The following is a 14,675-nucleotide window of genomic DNA, read 5'->3' as shown; positions in this document are numbered from 1 at the left end:
CGCGCGCGTCGACGGCCTCGGCTGGGACGGCCGAGGTCTCGGGCTGCTCCACGACGGGAGCCTGGGGCTCGGCCAACGGGACCCTGTCTCTTCGGTGGGCGGGCGTCGGCCGAGGCTAACAGCGGAGACCGCTGGTTGAGAGCGATCTCACCCCTCGGAGGCAGCCGCCGGCCACGGGCGGCGGCTGCCTCCGCTCAGGAGCGTGGAGGTCAGCTCCAGCGGTTGCCGCGGCTCCAGCGGTTGCCCCGGCTCCAGCGGTTACCCCGGCTCCAACGGTTGCCGCGCGCAGACAGGACCGTGGACGTGGTGGTGCCCATGACGCCTCCTCAGGCATGGAAAAGACAGCTGTCAGTGCGGCTGTCACCCAGGCGCGGGGGCAGAGCGTCGTTCGAGTACGGACCGCGCCCGGAACCATCGTTTCCCTCACTCGGGCGAGGCAAGCACAGAGCATCACGAACGGGTGACGGCCCGTAGTGTCACTACGGAACGTGGTTGTTGATCAGCAACACGTCACCGGCACGGGTGACAGGTGGTGCTCGTGTGATCGACCGTGTCTGTGGACGCCGGCCCGCCGGAGCCGCACCGCACCTACGCTGCGCGCCGTGCGAGGAGGCGGGAGGCCGGTCGACGGCGGGGCGGAGCGGGGCTCCGCGATGCCCTTCGTCCTCGTCTGCTGGCTGGTCGCCGCGTTCATGGCGCTGGGCGCCGTCGCCGCGTCCGACGCCTTCCTCGAGCACCAGGACGTGCAGGCGGTGTGCGACGGCGCGGCCCTGGCCGCCGCCAACCGGACCGACGAGGGGCGGGTCTACGCCACCGGCGTGGGCGGGGCGCTGCCCCTGACCGGCGAGACGGCGCGGGCCGCCGTCGCCGACCACCTGGCCGACGGCGGGACCGCCCTGGACGCCTGGTCGGCGGAGACCGACGGCACCGAGGTCACGGTCCGCTGCACGCGGGCGGTGCACATCGCCTTCGGCTGGCTGTTCCTCGGCGGGCGGCCGCTGGAGGTCACCGCGGTGGCCGGCGCGCAGGCCCCGACGCTGCCCTGAGGCCGGACACGGACCCGGAACGCGAGAGCGGCCCCCGACCTGCTGGTCGGGGGCCGCTCTGCGAGGGGTGGCGGGTGAAGGATTCGAACCTTCGTAGGCTAAGCCGACGGATTTACAGTCCGCTCCCATTGGCCACTCGGGCAACCCGCCGTGGACCCACGGGGAGAGCGTACAAGACGGGCCGGCGACGGCCCGACGAGGTCCCGACGCGGGTCCTCCGCGCGGGGTGAGGAGCAGACATGGCCGACTCGTCCTTCGACGTCGTGAGCAAGGTCGACCACCAGGAGATCGACAACGCGATCAACCAGGCGGGCAAGGAGCTCGCCCAGCGCTTCGACTTCCGCGGGACCAACGCCAGCATCGCCTGGGCCGGCGAGAACGGCGTCCTCCTCCAGGCCGACACCGAGGAGCGGGTCACCGCCGCCCTCGACGTCTTCAAGGACAAGCTCGTCAAGCGCGGCATCTCGCTCAAGGCGCTCGACGCCGACGAGCCGCAGTCCTCCGGCAAGGCCTACAAGCTGTCGGCGCGGATCAAGCAGGGCATCGAGTCCGACGTGGCCAAGAAGATCGCGAAGATCATCCGCGACGAGGGCCCCAAGGGCGTGCAGGCGCAGATCCAGGGCGACCAGCTCCGCGTCAGCGGCAAGAAGCGGGACGACCTGCAGGAGGTGCAGCGACTCCTGCGCGCGCAGGACCTCGACGTCGCCCTCCAGTTCGACAACTACCGCTGACCGGCGGACCCGCGGACGGCGACCGCCCCGATCGGGCGGTCGCCGTCCGCGGGCGTGCGACCCTCCCGGCGGGGCCGGTTACCGTGGGGGCGATGGTCCTCCACGGGAGCTGGCGGACCGGTGGGGAGCCCGGGGACGGCGCAGTGCGCCGCGACGGCTCCGCCGCCGCCGGCCACGACGCACACGACGCGGGTCCCCTGCCGCCCGCGGGCTCACGGCACGACGCGCTCGTCTACGACACGGCCGACGACGTCGCCGCCGCGGCCGCGCCGTGGCTGCTCGAGGGCCTCGAGTGCGGGGACGCGGCCGTGATCGCGACCGGGCCGGAGACCGCCGGCCCGCTGTGGGAGGCCGTCGGCCGGGACCCGCGGGTGGTCGTCGTCGAGCGGCACCGGCTGTACCGGTCCCGCACCCCCACGGCGATCACGGCCTTCCGCCGGTTCGCCGAGCAGCACGCCGCGTCCGGCCGGCTGGTCCGGTGCGTCGGCGAGGTCGACTTCGGCGCCGGCCCGGCGGACTGGCGGGAGTGGCAGGCCTACGAGTCGGTCATCAACGACGCGTTCGCCGCGCTGCCGCTGTGGGGCCTGTGCGTCTTCAGCTCCGCGCTGCCCGACCCGCTGCTGGCCTCCGCGCTGCACACGCACCCCGGCGTCGTCACCCCCGACGGCCGGGCGGTCAACCCCCAGTACGTCGAACCGGCCACCTACCTGCGGGCCCTGCCGGTGCCCGACGAGCCGCTCGAGGCCACGGTCCCGGCGCTGGCCGACGACGACATCACCGACTACGCCGGCCTGCGGCACGCCGTCCGCGCCCACCTGGACTCCGTCGACGGGCCGGCCGACGTGCTCGAGGACTTCCTCATGGCGGTGGACGAGATGACGTCCAACGCGGTCCGGCACGGCTCCCCGCCGGCCGGGTTGCGGCTGTGGACGGCGCCCGGGCGGCTGGTGGCCACCGTCCGCGACTCCGGCCGCGGGCTGGACGACCCGTTCGCCGGCTACGGGCCCGCGCACGGGGAGGACCTGTCCCACGGCGGGATGGGTCTGTGGCTGGCCCGCCAGCTGTGCGACCACGTCGCCATCCGCCGCGACGACGCGGGCACCAGCGTCCGCCTGTCGACGTCCTGGACCTGAGGCCGGGTCAGCCGCGGCCGGACTCCCCTGCCATGCGCTCCAGCCGGGCGATCCGCTGCGCCATCGGCGGGTGGGTGGAGAACAGCGCCGCCAGCCCCGCGGCGCGGACCGGTGCCGCGATCATGAGGTGGCTCTGCGCGACCAGCCGGTCGTCGGCGGGCAGCGGGCGGGCCGTGGCGCCGGCGGAGATGCGGCGCAGGGCGCTGGCGAGGGCCAGCGGGTCGCCGCTGAGGCGGGCGCCGTCGGCGTCGGCCTCGTACTCCCGGCCGCGGGTGACCGCCAGCCGCACCAGCCCGGCGGCCAGCGGGCCGAGCAGCACCAGCAGCACGGTCCCGGGGACGCCGCCGTCGCGGTCGTCGTCGGAGCGGCCGCCGAACAGCGTGGCGAACGTGGCCAGGTGCGCCAGGTAGGTGACGACGCTGGCCAGGGCGCCGGCGACACAGCCGACCAGGACGTCGCGGTTGCGGACGTGCGAGAGCTCGTGGGCGAGCACCGCCCGCAGCTCGCGGCGGTCGAGCAGCTCGAGGATGCCCTGGGTGCAGCAGAGCGCGGCCCGGCGCGGCGTGCGCCCGGTGGCGAAGGCGTTGGGCTGGTCGGTGGGGCTCACGTAGAGGCGCGGCATCGGTTGGCGGGCCTGCGTGGCCAGCTCGCGCACCATCGCGTACAGGCCCGGCGCCTGCGTCTCGGTCACCGGGAAGGCCCGCATGGCGCGCAGGGCCAGCCGGTCGGAGGAGTACCAGGCCCAGCCGTTGACCCCGAGCGCGACGACGAGCGCCACGAGCAGACCGCCGCGCCCGCCCACCAGCGCCCCGGCGGCGAGGGCGAGACCGGCCACCAGGCCCAGGAGGAGCGCGGTCCGCACCCCGTTGTCCCATCGCCGCACGCCCCGGTGAACGGAACGGCCGCGACCGCCGTTCCCGGCCCCCGTGCTGCGACCCCCGTCACGGACGGGAGTGGAGCGGAACAGCGGCCCGTCGGGGAGGGTTGGTGCCGAGAGCGCCGCGCGCGGCGACGGGTCCCGTGAGCCGCCTCACAGGACCGGCCCGTGAACCCGGCCCGTAATCTGAGCCGTCGGAGGTACACCTGATGACCGTCACCGGATCGCCTGCAACGCCCGGCAGCTCGGCCCCCGGCGGGCTCGTCAAGAGCGTCGTCGAACTCGACCGCGTCGTCATCCGGCTGGCCGGCGACTCCGGCGACGGGATGCAGCTGACCGGCAACCGGTTCACCAGCGAGACGGCGTCCTTCGGCAACGACCTGTCGACGCTGCCCAACTTCCCCGCCGAGATCCGCGCGCCGACGGGGACGCTGCCCGGCGTCAGCTCCTTCCAGCTGCACTTCGCCGACCACGACATCATGACGCCGGGCGACGCCCCGGACGTGCTGGTCGCGATGAACCCCGCGGCGCTCAAGGCCAACCTCTCCGACCTGCCCGGCGGCGGGCTGGTGATCGCCGACAGCGACGAGTTCACCCCGCGCAACCTGGCGAAGGTCGGCTACGCGACCAACCCCCTCGAGGACGGCTCGCTCGACGGCTGGCAGGTCGTCGCCGTGCCGCTGACCTCCATGACGCTGGAGGCGCTCAAGGACTCCGGGCTCGGCAAGAAGGAGGCCGAGCGGAGCAAGAACATGTTCACCCTCGGGCTGCTGAGCTGGATGTACCACCGGCCCACCGAGGGCACCGTCCGCTTCCTGGAGCGGCAGTTCCGCCGCAAGCCGGAGATCGCCGCGGCGAACATCGCGGCCTTCCGCGCCGGCTACAACTACGGCGAGACGACCGAGGCCTTCGCCGTCTCCTACGAGATCAAGCCGGCCCCGATGGCGCCGGGCCGCTACCGCAACATCTCCGGCAACCAGGCGCTGGCCCTCGGGCTGGTCGCCGCCGGCCAGCGGTCGGGCCTGCCGGTCTTCCTCGGCGCCTACCCGATCACCCCGGCGTCGGACATCCTCCACGAGCTGTCCCGGCACAAGGCCTTCGGCGTGCGCACCTTCCAGGCCGAGGACGAGATCGCCGGCATCGGCGCGGCGCTGGGCGCCTCGTTCGGCGGCGCGCTGGGCATCACGACGACGTCGGGCCCCGGCGTCTCGCTGAAGTCCGAGACCATCGGCCTGGCCGTGATGACCGAGCTGCCGCTGGTGATCGTGGACGTGCAGCGCGGCGGGCCCTCGACCGGCCTGCCCACCAAGACCGAGCAGTCGGACCTGCTGCAGGCGATGTTCGGCCGCAACGGCGAGGCGCCGCTGCCGGTGATCGCGCCGCGCTCCCCCGCCGACTGCTTCGACGCCGCGCTCGAGGCGTCGCGGATCGCGCTGAAGTACCGGACGCCGGTCATGCTGCTGTCCGACGGCTACCTGGCCAACGGCGCGGAGCCGTGGGCGATCCCGGCCGCCGACGAGCTGCCCGACCTGCGGGTGGAGTTCGCCACCGAGCCCAACGGCGCCACCGCCGACGGCACGCCGGAGTTCCTGCCCTACCTGCGCGACCCCGAGACCCTGGCCCGGCCGTGGGCGGTCCCGGGCACCGCGGGCATGCAGCACCGCATCGGCGGGCTGGAGAAGGCCGACAAGAGCGGCAACATCTCCTACGACCCGGCCAACCACGACCTGATGACCCGGCTGCGGCAGGCCAAGGTCGACGGCATCGCCGCCGACATCCCGCCCACCGACGTCGACGACCCCGACGGCGACGCGCGGGTCGCCGTCATCGGCTGGGGCTCCACCTACGGACCGATCGGGGCCGCCTGCCGGCGGATCCGGCGCTCGGGCCGCAAGGTCGCCCAGATCCACCTGCGGCACGTCAGCCCGATGCCGGCCGACCTCGGCGACGTGCTGAGCCGGTACGACCGGGTGGTCTGCCCCGAGATGAACATGGGGCAGCTCGCGCTGCTGCTCCGCGCGAAGTACCTCGTCGACGTCCAGAGCCACACCCAGGTGCGCGGGCTGCCCTTCCGGGCCGCCGAGCTGGCCGGGGCGGTCCAGGACGTCATCGACTCCACCACTCCGACCGCCAGCACCGGAGGCCTGCAGTGACCACCTCCCCGCACGTGCACGACCTCGGCATGCCGGGGACGCCGATCGACGACCGCATCCAGCAGGCGATCGCCGACTCGGTCGTCAGCCAGGGCGAGAAGCAGACGGCCCTCAAGGCCAAGGACATGAAGACCGACCAGGAGGTGCGCTGGTGCCCCGGCTGCGGTGACTACGTCATCCTCAACGCGGTCCAGAGCTTCCTGCCCTCGCTCGGGATCGCCCGCGAGGACATGGTCATCGTCTCGGGCATCGGCTGCTCCTCGCGCTTCCCGTACTACATGAACACCTACGGGATGCACTCGATCCACGGCCGCGCCCCGGCCATCGCCACCGGCCTGGCCGCCTCCCGGCCGGACCTGTCGGTGTGGGTCGTGACCGGTGACGGCGACGCGCTGTCGATCGGTGGCAACCACCTGATCCACGCGCTGCGCCGCAACGTGAACATGACGATCCTGCTGTTCAACAACCGGATCTACGGGCTCACCAAGGGCCAGTACTCGCCGACGTCCGAGGTCGGCAAGGTAACCAAGTCCACCCCGATGGGCTCGCTGGACCACCCGTTCAACCCGGTCTCGCTGGCCATCGGCGCCGACGCCACGTTCGTCGGCCGGGCGATGGACTCCGACCGCAAGGGCCTCACCGAGGTGCTGCGGCAGGCGGCCGAGCACGAGGGCACCGCGCTGGTGGAGATCTACCAGAACTGCAACATCTTCAACGACGGCGCCTTCGACCTGCTCAAGGACCCGGCCACCGGCCCGATGTGGACGATCCCGCTGGTCCACGGCGAGCCGCTGGTGTTCGGCCCGGACGGCGCCTCGTGCGTGGTCCGCGACGACTTCGGGGGCCTGCGGATCGCCGAGACCAACCAGGTCGACGCGAGCGAGATCGTCGTCCACGACGCGACCCGCCAGGACCCGTCCTACGCGTTCGCGCTGTCGCGGCTGTCCAGCCAGGACCTGCGGTACACGCCGATGGGCGTCTTCCGGTCGGTGCGCAAGCCCACCTACGACCGGATGATGCTCGACCAGCTCGAGGAGGCCCGCACCGGCGGCGCCGGCGACCTCGACGCCCTGCTGGCCGGCAACGACACCTGGACCGTCTCCGCCTGAGGCGCCTCCGCCGGGCCCGTCTCCCTCAGGGGAGGCGGGCCCGGCGCGTCTCCGCGAGCACCCCGGCGAGGACGGGGAGCGCCCGGGTGAGCTCGGCGCGGGACGGGGCGGCGAAGCCCAGGACCAGGCCGGCGGCCGGGTCGTGCGGCCCCGGGCCGGTCAGGTGCCGGGCCAGCCCGTCGACGGCGAGCCCGCGGGCGGCCGCGGCGGCGACCACCGCCTCCTCGGCCGCGCGGTCCGGCAGCGGGACGAGCACGTGCGCGCCCGCCGGGTCCCCAACGACGGCCACGCCCGCCGCGGTCAGCGCGTGCACCACGAGGGCCCGCCGCTCGGACAGCTCCCGGCGCAACCGCCGCAGGTGCCGGGCCAGGTCGCCGGAGGACGCCAGCGCCGCGAGCACCCGCTGCCCGGCGCGGGCGGGTCGGGTGCCGGTGGCCGTCCGGGCGGTCACCAGCTCCGCCCGCAGGCCCGGCGGCGCCACCAGCCAGCCGGTGCCGAGCGTCGGGCTGACGACCTTGCTGCTGGTGCCGAGGTGCACCACGACGTCGGGGGCCAGCGCGGCCAGCAGCGGCAGCGGGGCGACGTCGTAGCGCAGCTCGCCGTCGTAGTCGTCCTCGAGCACCCACCAGCCCCCGGCCCGCGCGCGGGCGACCAGCGCGACGCGGCGGCCCGCCGACATCCGCCGGCCCAGCGGCCACTGGTGCGCGGGCGTGCAGTAGACCGCGGCCAGCCCGTCCGGGACGGCGTCGACGACCAGGCCGTCGTCGTCGACCGGGCAGGGCACGACCTCGACGCCGGCCGCGCGCAGGGCGCCGGCCGCCCGCTGGTAGCCGGGGTCCTCCACGCCGACCCGGCTGCCCGGCGGCAGCAGGCGGGCGAGCTCGCTGACGGCGGCGGACGTGCCCGCGGTGGCGAGCACGTCGGCGGGGTCCACCGGCAGGCCGCGGTGCCGCAGCAGGTGCCCGGTGACCGCGGCCTGGAAGGCGGGGTCGGCCGCGGGCTCGGGCGCGGCGTCGGGAGGCCCGTCCCCGGCGGCGCGCCACGCCCGGCGCCAGGCGGCGCGGTCGAGCACCTCCAGGCACGGCGACCCGGCGCGCAGGTCGACGGTCACGGGGGCCGGCCGGGTCCGGCCGGCGCGCGGCGCGGGCAGCGGCGTCCCGGCTGGTGCCGTGCCGACGACGAAGGTGCCCGCGCCGCGACGGCCGGCGGCCCACCCCTCGGCGAGGAGCTGGTCGTAGGCGGCGGCGGTCACGGTGCGGCTGACCCGGAGGGCCGCGGCGAGCTCCCGTGTGGACGGCAGCCGGTCGCCGGGGCGCAGCACCCCGCCGGCGGCCGCGGTGCGCAGCGCGTCGGCGAGCTGGACCGCGAGCGGGCGGCCGGCGGTGCGGTCGAGGACGACCGGTGGCATGTCCACGTGCGCCTCCGTGCCCGAAGTGGCCTGGTCGATCGGCAGCATACTGGCCCTTCCGGCAGGCCAGTCGGCGTCGCAGGGTGGTCGCCGTGAGCACCGCGCCGCCGCTGTCCCCCACTCCCCGCAGCACCGTCCGCCGGGGCGCGAGGCGCGCCCGCACCGACCGCGCCGAGCTGCACGCCGTCCTCGACGCCGGGCTGGTCGGCCACCTCGGCGTCGTCCTCGGCGACGCCCCGGTCGTGCTCCCCACCGGCTACGGGCGCCGCGGCGACACCCTCTACCTGCACGGCTCCACCGGCGCGGCCACGCTGCGCGCCGCGGCCACCGGGGCGCCGGTCTGCTTCACCGTCACCCACCTCGACGGCGTCGTGTACGCCCGCTCGGCGTTCCACCACTCGGTGAACTACCGCTGCGCCGTCGTCCACGGGACCGCGCGCGTGGTGACCGACCCCGAGGAGCGGCTGCGCGGGCTGGAGGTCCTCACCGAGCACCTGGCGCCGGGGTCCTGGGCGGCGACCCGGCGGCCCACGCGCCGCGAGCTGGCCGCGACGGCGCTGCTGGCCCTCGACCTGACCGAGGCCAGCGTCAAGGTGCGCACCGGGCCGCCGGTCGACGACGAGGAGGACCTGAGCTCGCCGGTGTGGGCCGGCGTGCTCCCGCTGCGCACCGTGGTCGGGGAGCCCGAGCCCTGCCCCCTGCTGCCGGAGGGGACGCCGGTGCCCGACCGGGTGCTCAGCCGACCGGTGTGACGCGCAGCAGGACGTCCTCGCCGCCGCCGTTGTCGGTGGTGACGTACAGCGCGCCGTCGACGCCGAGCCGCGGCGTCCGGATCCGGCCGAAGCGGTCCTCCAGCCCCGGCATGCGGAACTGCTCGGTCAGCCGCCCCTCGCCGTCGATCCGCAGCGCGAGCACTCCGGTGTCCTTCTGCACGCCCACGAGCAGCAGCCCGTCGTAACCGCCCCAGGGGGCCCCGCTGAGGAAGTCGGCGCCACTGGTGGCGATCGTCGGGTCACCCGAGGACCAGACCGCGGCCACCGCGCCGGGCAGTCCGGGATCGGTCATCGGCACGCTCTCGTCGTAGGAGCCGCCCTCGCCGTCGGGGTCCCAGCCGTAGTTGCCGCCGGGCACCGACCGGTTGACCTCGTCGTCGCGGTCGGGCCCCTGCTCGACGGTGTAGACCTCCCCGGTCCCCGGCCGGACGGCGATGCCCTGCACGTTGCGGTGCCCGTAGCTCAGCAGCAGCCGGGTCACCGGGTCCGGGTCGCCGGCGAACGGGTTGCCCGGCGCGGGGCCGCCGGTGGCGGCGTCGACGCGCAGCACCTTGCCGGCCAGGGTCGAGCGGTCCTGGGGGTTGCTGCCGACGGCGTTGTCGCCGGTGCCCACGAGCAGCGCGCCGTCGGGCGCGAAGCGGACGCGGCAGCCGCCGTGCCGTCCGGTGCGCTCGTTGACCGGGATGCCGCCGACCAGCGGGTCGGCGACGCGGGTGGCGCGGGTCCAGCCGGCGTCGACGGTCCAGGCGATCACCTGGATCTCCGCGCCGCCGTCCTCCTGCACGCCCTGGCAGGTGTACAGCCGGCGGTTGCCGGCGAAGGCCGGGTCGAGGGTCAGGCCCATCAGGCCGGTCTCGCCGTCGGCGAAGAGGTCGGAGAAGTCGGCGTCGAGCTCCCGGGCGGTGCCGTCGGGCAGCACCGCGGTGAGGCCGCCGCCGCGCTCGTCGAGCAGCAGGGTGCCGTCGGGCGCCTGGGCGACGTCCCAGGGGTGGTCGAGCCCGCCGAGGACGGTCTCGACCTGCAGCTCGGGCAGGCCGCCCGGCGCGGGCACCCCGCCGTCGGGGGCCTCGGTGGCCGCCGCGTCCTCCTGCGCGCCGGGCAGGTCGCCGGTCCCGTCGCCCCCGTCGGTCCCGGAGCAGCCGGCCAGCACCAGGACGGCGGCCAGGACCGTGGCCCTCGTGCAGGGGCCCGCCGCGAGCGTGCGAGCGGTGCGGGGCACGGGGGTCCTTCGTCAGCTGGTGCGGGTGACCACGTAGTCGCACAGCGCCGACAGCGCGTCCCGCACCTCACCGGCGGGGACGGCGGACAGCGAGGACCGGGCACGGTCGGCGTACTCCCGCAGCACCGCGCCGGCGCGGTCGAGCGCCGCGGACCCGCGCAGCAGCGCCAGCGCCTCGGCGTGCTCGGCGTCGTCGGACAGCGGGCGGGACACCAGCTCGCGCAGCCGCGCGTCGTCGGGGTCGTCCCCGGCCAGGGCGATCAGCGCGGGCAGCGTGGCGACGCCCTCGCGCAGGTCGGTGCCGGGCGCCTTCCCCGACGCGCCGTCCTGGCTGACGATGTCGAGCAGGTCGTCGGAGATCTGGAACGCGACGCCGACCTCCTCGCCGAAGCGGGTCAGCGCCGCCACCAGGTCGGCGTCGACGCCGGCGAAGCGGGCGCCGAAGCGGGCCGAGGTGGCCACCAGGGAGCCGGTCTTGTCGGCCAGCACCTCGAGGTAGTGCTGCACGCGGTCCTCGCCGGGGCGGGCGCCGACGGTCTCCCGGATCTGGCCGGTGACCAGCCGCTCGAAGGTGCGCGCCTGGATGCGCACCGCCTCGGGGCCGAGGTCGGCGAGCAGGTCCGAGGCGCGGGCGAACAGGAAGTCGCCGGTGAGGATCGCGACGCTGTTGGTCCACCGGCTGTTCGCGCTGGGCGCCCCGCGGCGGACGGCGGCCTCGTCCATGACGTCGTCGTGGTACAGCGTGGCCAGGTGGGTGAGCTCGCACACGACGGCGGCCCGCACGACGTCCGGCGCGTGCGCGTCGCCCAGGTGAGCGGCCAGCAGCGCGAGCATCGGGCGGAAGCGCTTGCCGCCCGCGGCCATGAGGTGGCCCGCGGCCTCGGAGACGAAGGAGTGCTCGCTGGCCACCGCGGTGGCCAGCGCCGCCTCCACGTTCGCCAGCCCCTCGGCCAGCGAGTCGCCGAGGTCCCCGCCCGGGAGCCAGGGGCCCATGGTCGAGGCGGGGGTCGAGATGCGGTGCCAGACCTCGGCCGGGGCGATCCCGTCGACGGCGGCACGGGGTCCGGTCATCAACCGACGAAGATAGCCGCCCGATCGGCGAGACCGAGCACCGCCCCGGGGACGATCCCCAGGACCAGGGTGGCCGCGGCGGTCACCGCGAGGACGACGGTGGTGGGCAGCCCGGGCACGCCGACGGTGGGGCCGTCGGCGGCCGGCTCGGAGAAATACATGAGCACGATGACCCGCAGGTAGAAGAACGCCGCCACCGCGCTCGCCAGCAGCGCGACCAGCGCCAGCGGCCAGGCGCCGTCCTCGATCGCCGCCCGGAAGACGGCGAACTTGCCGGTGAAGCCGCTGGTGAGCGGGATGCCGGCGAGGGCGAGCAGGAACAGGCTCATCACCGCCGCGGTGACCGGCGAACGCTGCGCGAGGCCCGCCCACTGCGACAGGTGCGTCGCCTCGCCGTCGCCGCTGCGCACGAGGGTCAGCACGGCGAACGCGCCGAGCGTGGTCAGGCCGTAGACCAGCAGGTAGAACATCACGGCCGACAGGCCCGTCCCCGGGTAGCCGAGGACGCCGGTGAGCAGGAACCCGGCGTGCGCGACCGACGAGTAGGCGAGCATCCGCTTGAGGTCGGTCTGGGTGAGCCCGAGGACCGCACCGACGACCATCGAGACGATCGCCACGGCGTAGACGAGCGGCCGCCAGGTCCACTCCTCGGTGCCGAACGCGACGTAGAGCAGCCGCAGGATGGCGCCGAAGGCGGCGACCTTGGTGCAGGCGGCCATGAACGCGGTCACCGGGGTGGGCGCGCCCTGGTAGACGTCCGGCGTCCAGGTGTGGAACGGCGCCACGCTGGCCTTGAACAGCAGCCCGACGACCAGCAGCGCCAGGCCGAGGACGGCGAGCGTGCCGCCCCCGCCGGCCGTGACCGCCTCGCGGACGGTGGAGAGCCGGACGCTGCCGGTGGCGCCGTAGACCAGCGCCAGGCCGTAGAGGAAGAACGCCGAGGCGAACGCGCCGAGCAGGAAGTACTTGACCGCCGCCTCCTGCGACAGCAGCCGGCGCCGGCGGGCCAGGCCGCTGATCAGGTACAGCGGCAGGCTGAGCACCTCGAGCGCGACGAACATCAGCAGCAGGTCGTTCGCCGTGACGAACAGCATCATGCCGCCGATGGCGAAGGTGGCCAGCGGGTAGACCTCCGTCTGCACGCGCTGCACGGTGAGCAGCTCGCGGTCGCGGACGCTGCCCGCCGGCACCGCGGCGGAGACGACGAACGCCGAGCGGGCCGGGTCGAGGTTGCGCTCGGCGAACAGCAGGAGCGACAACGCGCCGAGCCCGGCGATGGTGGCCTGCAGGAACAGCCCGGCGCCGTCGATCGCGAGCGCTCCCCCGGCGGTCACCTCGCGGGTGCCGGCCAGCAGCAGGGTGCTGACCAGCCCGCCGACGGTGCCGACCAGCGCGACGGCGACCTGCACCGGGTGCCGGGTGTCGCGCGGGCCGAACGCCTCGACGAGCACGCCGATGCACGCGGCGCCGAGGACGAACAGGAGCGGCGCGAGCGCGGCGAACGAGAGGTCGGGGGCCTCGATGGTCATCAGTCGGTCCCCTCGGTCGGAGCCTCGACGCCGGCCGGGTCGGCGCCGACGTCGCTCATGGTCGCGGCGACGGCCGGCTCGATCAGCCGGATCAGCGGCTGCGGGTAGACGCCGAGCACGACGATCAGCGCGACGAGCGGGGCGACGACGGCCGTCTCGCGGCGGGTGAGGTCGCGCAGCCGCGCCGTCGCCCGGGCCGGGGCGGTCAGGGTCGCCGTCGCGCCGTGCGCGCCGCCCGCGGGGGCCGGGGCCGGCTCGTCGTCGGCCGGGAAGAGCACGCCGCGCGGCGGGCCGTGCATGGTCCGTTGGTAGAGCAGCAGGACGTAGAGGGCGGCGAGGATGATCCCGACGGTGGCCAGGACCGTGAACACCGGCCGGGTCGGGAACGAGCCGACGAGCACGAGGAACTCGCTGACGAAGCTGTTGGTGCCCGGCAGCGCCAGCGAGGCGAGCCCCGCGATCAGGAAGACCCCGGCCAGCTTCGGCGCCCGCGCGGCCACGCCGCCGTAGTCGCCGACCAGCCGGGAGCCGCCGCGGGCGATGAGCATCCCGACGACGAGGAACAGCAGGCCGGTCGCGATGCCGTGGTTGACCATGTACAGCACCGCGCCGGTGCCGGCCTCGGTGGTGAAGGCGAAGACGCCGAGGGCGATGAAGCCGAAGTGCGCGATCGAGGTGTAGGACACCAGCCGTTTCATGTCGCTCTGCCCCATCGCCAGCAGCGCGGCGTACAGGATGCCGGCGACGGCGAGCACGAGCACCAGCGGGGCGAACTCCCGCGAGGCGTCGGGGAACAGCGGCAGGCAGTAGCGCAGGAACCCGAACGTGCCGACCTTGTCGAGGACGCCGACGAGCAGCACCGCGCCGCCGATCGGGGCCTCGGCACCGGCGTCGGGGAGCCAGGTGTGCAGCGGCACGAGCGGCGCCTTGATCGCGAAGGCGACGAAGAAGCCGAGGAACAGCAGCCGCTGCGCGGCCGGGTCGATGTCGAGCTGCCGCAGCGACTCGAAGGCGAACGTGCCGTCGCCCGCCGCCTCGCTGACGACGTACAGGCCGATGACCGCGGCGAGCATGACCAGCCCGCCGACCAGGCTGTACAGGAAGAACTTGACCGCGGCGTACTGCCGGCGCGGGCCGCCGAAGCTGCCCACGATGAAGTACATCGGGACGAGCATCGCCTCGAAGAAGACGTAGAAGAGGAAGACGTCGGTGGCGGCGAAGACGCCGACCATGCAGGCCTCGAGCAGCAGCAGCCAGGCGAAGAACGTCCGCATGGAGCGCCGGGTCGTGGGCTCGTCGCGCCAGGAGGCGAGCACGACCACCGGCACCAGCACGCCGACCAGGAGCAGCATGACCAGCGCGATGCCGTCGACGCCGAGGGCGAAGTCGACGCCGAAGCCCTCGATCCACGGCACCGACGTCGTCAGCTGGAACCGGTCGCCGTCGGGGTCGAACGCCACCGTGGCCAGCACCGCGAGCAGCAGCACGACCAGGCTGACGCCGAGCGCGAGCTGCCGGGCCAGCGCGGTGTTCGCGCGGGGCAGCGCCGCGACGACGGCGGCGCCCACCGCGGGCACCACCAGCATCGCGACCAGGAGCAGGGAGTCGCTCACTCTGTCGTCGTCC

12 protein-coding genes and 1 tRNA gene are annotated in these 14,675 nt (G+C 74.9%); 6 read left to right on the top strand and 7 right to left on the bottom strand.

What is annotated here, in order from left to right; all coding sequences use genetic code 11:
• Window positions 1-653 precede the first annotated feature (653 nt).
• Window positions 654-1,046: a pilus assembly protein TadG-related protein gene (locus ACI8AA_RS10745; protein ID WP_457044437.1), complete on the top strand. Its 393-nt coding sequence runs from the start codon at window positions 654-656 to the stop codon at window positions 1,044-1,046.
• A 68-nt stretch (window positions 1,047-1,114) separates the two neighbouring features.
• Here ACI8AA_RS10745 and ACI8AA_RS10740 read toward each other — a convergent pair.
• Window positions 1,115-1,196 (bottom strand) — tRNA-Tyr (locus ACI8AA_RS10740).
• An 89-nt stretch (window positions 1,197-1,285) separates the two neighbouring features.
• On the opposite strand from ACI8AA_RS10740, the gene ACI8AA_RS10735 reads away from it, so the two are divergent.
• Both ACI8AA_RS10735 and ACI8AA_RS10730 read left to right on the top strand, forming a co-directional pair.
• Entirely contained in the window at window positions 1,286-1,777 is a 492-nt protein-coding gene (locus ACI8AA_RS10735) for a YajQ family cyclic di-GMP-binding protein (RefSeq protein WP_457044436.1), read from the top strand.
• A gap of 92 nt (window positions 1,778-1,869) precedes the next feature.
• Entirely contained in the window at window positions 1,870-2,910 is a 1,041-nt protein-coding gene (locus ACI8AA_RS10730) for an anti-sigma factor RsbA family regulatory protein (protein WP_457044435.1), read from the top strand.
• A gap of 7 nt (window positions 2,911-2,917) precedes the next feature.
• Here ACI8AA_RS10730 and ACI8AA_RS10725 read toward each other — a convergent pair whose 3' ends face one another.
• Window positions 2,918-3,772, bottom strand: coding sequence for a M48 family metalloprotease (locus tag ACI8AA_RS10725; RefSeq protein WP_457044434.1), 855 nt, complete (start codon window positions 3,770-3,772; stop codon window positions 2,918-2,920).
• Between the two features lie 224 nt (window positions 3,773-3,996).
• Between ACI8AA_RS10725 and ACI8AA_RS10720 the strand changes: the two genes are divergently transcribed.
• A complete protein-coding gene (locus ACI8AA_RS10720) occupies window positions 3,997-5,940 on the top strand; it encodes a 2-oxoacid:acceptor oxidoreductase subunit alpha (protein ID WP_457044433.1) in 1,944 nt (647 codons plus the stop codon).
• Window positions 5,937-7,049: a 2-oxoacid:ferredoxin oxidoreductase subunit beta gene (locus ACI8AA_RS10715; protein WP_456929535.1), complete on the top strand. Its 1,113-nt coding sequence runs from the start codon at window positions 5,937-5,939 to the stop codon at window positions 7,047-7,049. Before ACI8AA_RS10720 ends, ACI8AA_RS10715 begins: the two co-directional genes overlap by 4 nt.
• 25 nt (window positions 7,050-7,074) lie before the next feature.
• On the opposite strand, the gene pdxR is transcribed toward ACI8AA_RS10715, so the two are convergent.
• Complete coding sequence (gene pdxR / locus ACI8AA_RS10710) at window positions 7,075-8,457, bottom strand: MocR-like pyridoxine biosynthesis transcription factor PdxR (RefSeq protein WP_457044484.1); 1,383 nt, start codon at window positions 8,455-8,457, stop codon at window positions 7,075-7,077.
• A gap of 92 nt (window positions 8,458-8,549) precedes the next feature.
• Between pdxR and ACI8AA_RS10705 the strand changes: the two genes are divergently transcribed.
• Complete coding sequence (locus ACI8AA_RS10705; protein WP_457044432.1) at window positions 8,550-9,209, top strand: pyridoxamine 5'-phosphate oxidase family protein; 660 nt, start codon at window positions 8,550-8,552, stop codon at window positions 9,207-9,209.
• On the opposite strand, the gene ACI8AA_RS10700 is transcribed toward ACI8AA_RS10705, so the two are convergent.
• Genes ACI8AA_RS10700 through ACI8AA_RS10685 form a run of 4 tightly spaced genes read right to left on the bottom strand, consistent with a single transcriptional unit; the run spans window position 9,193 to window position 14,662 of the window.
• On the bottom strand, window positions 9,193-10,449 hold the full coding sequence (locus ACI8AA_RS10700; RefSeq protein ID WP_457044431.1) for a PQQ-dependent sugar dehydrogenase: 1,257 nt from the start codon (window positions 10,447-10,449) through the stop codon (window positions 9,193-9,195). The two genes, ACI8AA_RS10705 and ACI8AA_RS10700, sit on opposite strands and share 17 nt — an antisense overlap.
• A 12-nt stretch (window positions 10,450-10,461) precedes the next feature.
• Complete coding sequence (locus ACI8AA_RS10695) at window positions 10,462-11,520, bottom strand: polyprenyl synthetase family protein (RefSeq protein ID WP_457044430.1); 1,059 nt, start codon at window positions 11,518-11,520, stop codon at window positions 10,462-10,464.
• Window positions 11,520-13,049, bottom strand: coding sequence for an NADH-quinone oxidoreductase subunit NuoN (gene nuoN / locus ACI8AA_RS10690; protein WP_457044429.1), 1,530 nt, complete (start codon window positions 13,047-13,049; stop codon window positions 11,520-11,522). Before nuoN ends, ACI8AA_RS10695 begins: the two co-directional genes overlap by 1 nt.
• Window positions 13,049-14,662, bottom strand: coding sequence for an NADH-quinone oxidoreductase subunit M (locus ACI8AA_RS10685; RefSeq protein ID WP_457044428.1), 1,614 nt, complete (start codon window positions 14,660-14,662; stop codon window positions 13,049-13,051). Before ACI8AA_RS10685 ends, nuoN begins: the two co-directional genes overlap by 1 nt.
• Window positions 14,663-14,675 lie beyond the last annotated feature (13 nt).

This window comes from Geodermatophilus sp. SYSU D01180 (assembly GCF_054050415.1).
Note: the sequence above shows the minus strand (reverse complement) of the source record. Positions and strands in the feature narration are given on the sequence as shown.

Coding starts and splice junctions, on each gene's coding strand:
- ACI8AA_RS10745 (WP_457044437.1), top strand. CDS start 654: ATGCCCTTCGTCCTCGTCTGCTGGCTGGTCGCCGCGTTCATGGCGCTG.
- ACI8AA_RS10735 (WP_457044436.1), top strand. CDS start 1,286: ATGGCCGACTCGTCCTTCGACGTCGTGAGCAAGGTCGACCACCAGGAG.
- ACI8AA_RS10730 (WP_457044435.1), top strand. CDS start 1,870: ATGGTCCTCCACGGGAGCTGGCGGACCGGTGGGGAGCCCGGGGACGGC.
- ACI8AA_RS10720 (WP_457044433.1), top strand. CDS start 3,997: ATGACCGTCACCGGATCGCCTGCAACGCCCGGCAGCTCGGCCCCCGGC.
- pdxR (WP_457044484.1), bottom strand. CDS start 8,457: ATGCCACCGGTCGTCCTCGACCGCACCGCCGGCCGCCCGCTCGCGGTC.
- ACI8AA_RS10695 (WP_457044430.1), bottom strand. CDS start 11,520: ATGACCGGACCCCGTGCCGCCGTCGACGGGATCGCCCCGGCCGAGGTC.
- nuoN (WP_457044429.1), bottom strand. CDS start 13,049: ATGACCATCGAGGCCCCCGACCTCTCGTTCGCCGCGCTCGCGCCGCTC.